The 3,112-nt window shown below is 40.0% G+C and carries 4 protein-coding genes and 1 pseudogene; 2 read left to right on the forward strand and 3 right to left on the reverse strand.

Going from position 1 to position 3,112, the window contains the following annotated elements; translation table 11 throughout:
- Positions 1-455, reverse strand: a 455-nt coding sequence (locus tag ACXAC4_RS20830; protein WP_475165093.1) for a ribulose-phosphate 3-epimerase, incomplete at its 3' end; no start/stop codon positions are given.
- 333 nt (positions 456-788) lie between these two features.
- Between ACXAC4_RS20830 and ACXAC4_RS20835 the strand changes: the two genes are divergently transcribed.
- Positions 789-1,085, forward strand: a complete 297-nt coding sequence (locus ACXAC4_RS20835; protein WP_054552801.1) for a hypothetical protein — start codon at positions 789-791, stop codon at positions 1,083-1,085.
- A gap of 5 nt (positions 1,086-1,090) precedes the next feature.
- Positions 1,091-1,276 (forward strand): DUF2970 domain-containing protein, encoded by a 186-nt coding sequence (locus ACXAC4_RS20840; protein ID WP_054552802.1) that lies wholly within the window; start codon positions 1,091-1,093, stop codon positions 1,274-1,276.
- Here the strand turns inward: ACXAC4_RS20840 and ACXAC4_RS20845 are convergent.
- Together ACXAC4_RS20845 and ACXAC4_RS20850 are read right to left on the reverse strand one after the other, a co-directional pair.
- Positions 1,248-2,091, reverse strand: a pseudogene (locus ACXAC4_RS20845) (Dam family site-specific DNA-(adenine-N6)-methyltransferase). The gene ACXAC4_RS20840 and the pseudogene ACXAC4_RS20845 overlap by 29 nt on opposite strands.
- Positions 2,092-2,144: 53 nt before the next feature.
- Positions 2,145-2,888, reverse strand: coding sequence for an SPOR domain-containing protein (locus tag ACXAC4_RS20850; protein ID WP_475165095.1), 744 nt, complete (start codon positions 2,886-2,888; stop codon positions 2,145-2,147).
- Positions 2,889-3,112: the final 224 nt, after the last annotated feature.

Genomic DNA, 3,112 nt, shown 5'->3' on the forward strand with positions numbered 1-3,112 from the left:
TTAACCTGGTAACTGGGACACAAGACTCCAGGGACCACCACATCAACCTTATCGAGCACATGCTCAAGGTAGCTAAGGCTGGTTGCAGGATTAAATACAAGCCCTGCTTGGCAACCACTGTCTTTTATGAGTTGCAAGGTACGGTCAATATGCTCACTGGCTTCTGGGTGAAAGCTGATGATAGAAGCGCCCGCTTCAGCGAAGTCGGGAATTAGACGATCGACAGGCTTTACCATAAGGTGCACATCAATCGGGGCTGTAATGCCGTAATCGCGCAGTGCTTTACAAATCATCGGACCAAAAGTTAAGTTTGGCACATAATGGTTATCCATCACATCAAAATGTACAACATCTGCTCCACATGCTAGTACACGATCAACATCTTCACCTAAACGGGCAAAGTCGGCTGATAAAATAGAAGGGGCTATTAAATACTTTTGTAATGTTTCCAACATGAGAGATTCCATCAAAATTTGCGACTGCAAGAAGAGCGCATAATGTAACCCAATCGACTGCTGATTTAAACACCGCAGCTGATTGTTAAAGGGCGATTGCTTTAAGCTAATCCTTTTAGCCTATTGAATTAGTGTTATTTTAGTCAAAATTTGAGCAATAACTCTATTAAAAAGCCATCTACAACACAATAAAATGAAACAAATAATAAACATTAAATTTACTTTAAAGAGCTAATTTTATTAAATTTTTATTTAATTCAGCGATAATTAAGTTTGTTATTTGAGCAATTGTTATGTATGCTTGTTTAAGTAACACAAACAAGGGTTATTCTCATGCGTGCTTTTAAAATAGGGATCTTAATCGCGTCCGCACTTACGGTTGCTGCGTTTGTATCTTTTTCATCTGCTGATGAAGACGACTTTTTAGCAGCGGCGTCTGGTTGCTCATGCAACACGCTTAACGCATCATCATCTTCTGCTCAATGTATGAAAGCAGAACAAGAAACAGGATGGTTTTCTTGGTTAACGGGTGATAGCCGCAGTGCTCAGTTCCATTATCTTGATTTACTTGAGTTATTAACAAGTAGTGAAGAGTCAAAGAAAGTTAGCGGTTTAGGTTCTAAGTTCTAAATCGTATGAACAAATTCATGAGTGCATTACAAAGTGTCTTTGCGGCATTTTTTGGTGTGCAATCAGAAAATAAGCGTCAAGCTGACTTCAAAGAGCACTCGCTCAGTACTATCATCGTCATTGCCCTGATTTTTTTCAGTCTATTTGTAGCAGCGATTTATTTCACCGTTTCTTTGGTGCTAAATACATAGCCATTAGCTCGTTCACTTTATTGCGTGAACCGCCCTTCGGGGCTAATCGTGCGTTTTACCTGAATCTCATCTAATGATGCTTGGCTGTAGATTTTACGCGTCCACACTGTATCGTGGTTAGAAATAAGTACCGGCGTGTTATTTTCGAATGCGGCTTGCTCAGCTAAATTCGCCAAGTTTGCTTGGTCATCTAAATTGAAACCGCCTTTAGCGTAAGAAGTAAATGAAGCTGTTTTACTCAAAGGCACATAAGGTGGATCGCAATATACAACCGCATTATTAGGAATAAGCTTAAATACCTTGTCATAACCTAAGCAAGTAAAGGTTGCTTGCTGAGCTTTTTCAGCAAAGAAATGCATTTCTTTTTCAGGAAAATACGGGCGCTTATATTTACCAAAAGGAACATTAAAAATACCTTTTAGATTATAGCGACACAACCCGTTATAGCCATGGCGATTCATGTATAAAAATAAAATCGCACGCTCATACACATCACTGCTTTGATTAAACTGAACACGATATTCGTAATAGGCTTCGGGGTGGTTATTAAGCTCTACAAACAACTTTTTAGCGTCGCTAATAAACTCATCGGGCGTGCGCTTAAGCTCAGTGTAAAGATTGATTATATCCGCATTTATATCATTTAAAATATAATGCTTAAAATCAGTATTAAGGAATACAGAGCCAGCACCAACGAAAGGTTCAACTAAGGTGTCAGCATCCATACTCGCTTGCTTCAAGCGGGTACGAATATCTTCAACTAGGCTGTATTTTCCACCTGCCCATTTAAGGAAGGCTCTGGTCTTTTGCTGCATCTGCTCTTAACTTCAATTCGGTGTTGCGCGATTTTACACTAATCAGCTTTAATTTACTGATTTAGTGAAGCGATTTCTTGTTTAATTTTACTTATTTTTTTATAAAACGGCTGATTTTTACGCACATTATCAGAAAGTGTTGTTACGCCCTTCTTAGCATCATTCAGTGTGGTGTAACTACTATAAGTTACAATCCACCACGGCTTACCACTCCGTAAGCTTTGGTAAGTATTTACTTGCCCTTGCAAGCCATTTTCAGTAATAAACTTATCGCTAATCTCTTTTTTAGTCACCGCAAGTAATTGGATTACAAAATTGTCATCTGGCTGAGATAAATACCACGCATTTCCAACTAATGGCAGCTCTGGCTCAATGGCAAACTCGGTTTGCTCAGCATCGTTGATGACGGCAGCTATAACTTCATCTGTCGTTGGTTGCTCAGTCTCTTGTGTTATTCGCTCTGCTGGCAAAAGGCTATCAACAATCGCAGCCACGTTATTGTTATGACTTTCATTCTCACGGTTTTCTATCGCAGAGTTATCAACTGGCACCTTAGCTGCCTGAGTTGTGTTGTCCTCATCATTAGTAGCAACTTGCTGCTCGGCTTGAAGATCGTCTTGAGCTTGTTCTAGAACTAGCTCTTTGCTTTCTACTCGAGCATTGATTACTGCTTCTGCAGGCAGTGCTGTTGCCACAGAGTTCGTTGTATCCTGCTGGTAATGCGCTTTCCACCACTCAGTCATATCAGCTTTATATAAAAAGCCAATGATCAGCACCATGGTCGTGATTAAGAGCAAAATTAAATAAAGCAGTTTATAGCTTTTTTCTGGTGCGCGAATGTCTGCAGTTTGTTGTTCAGGCTGCCAAGCAAGTAATAAAGCTGGGTTACCATGCGCTTCTTGTAAAAAGGTGCGAAAAACGGGGTCTTCTTCAACAGGGAGGAGTTTATCCAGGTGCTGTGTAAGAGGTGAATCTAACCGTCGTTAACCTTAGCAATACGTAATCTTACTGTTTACCGTTT

This window comes from Pseudoalteromonas sp. AWM4_233 (genome assembly GCF_056158285.1).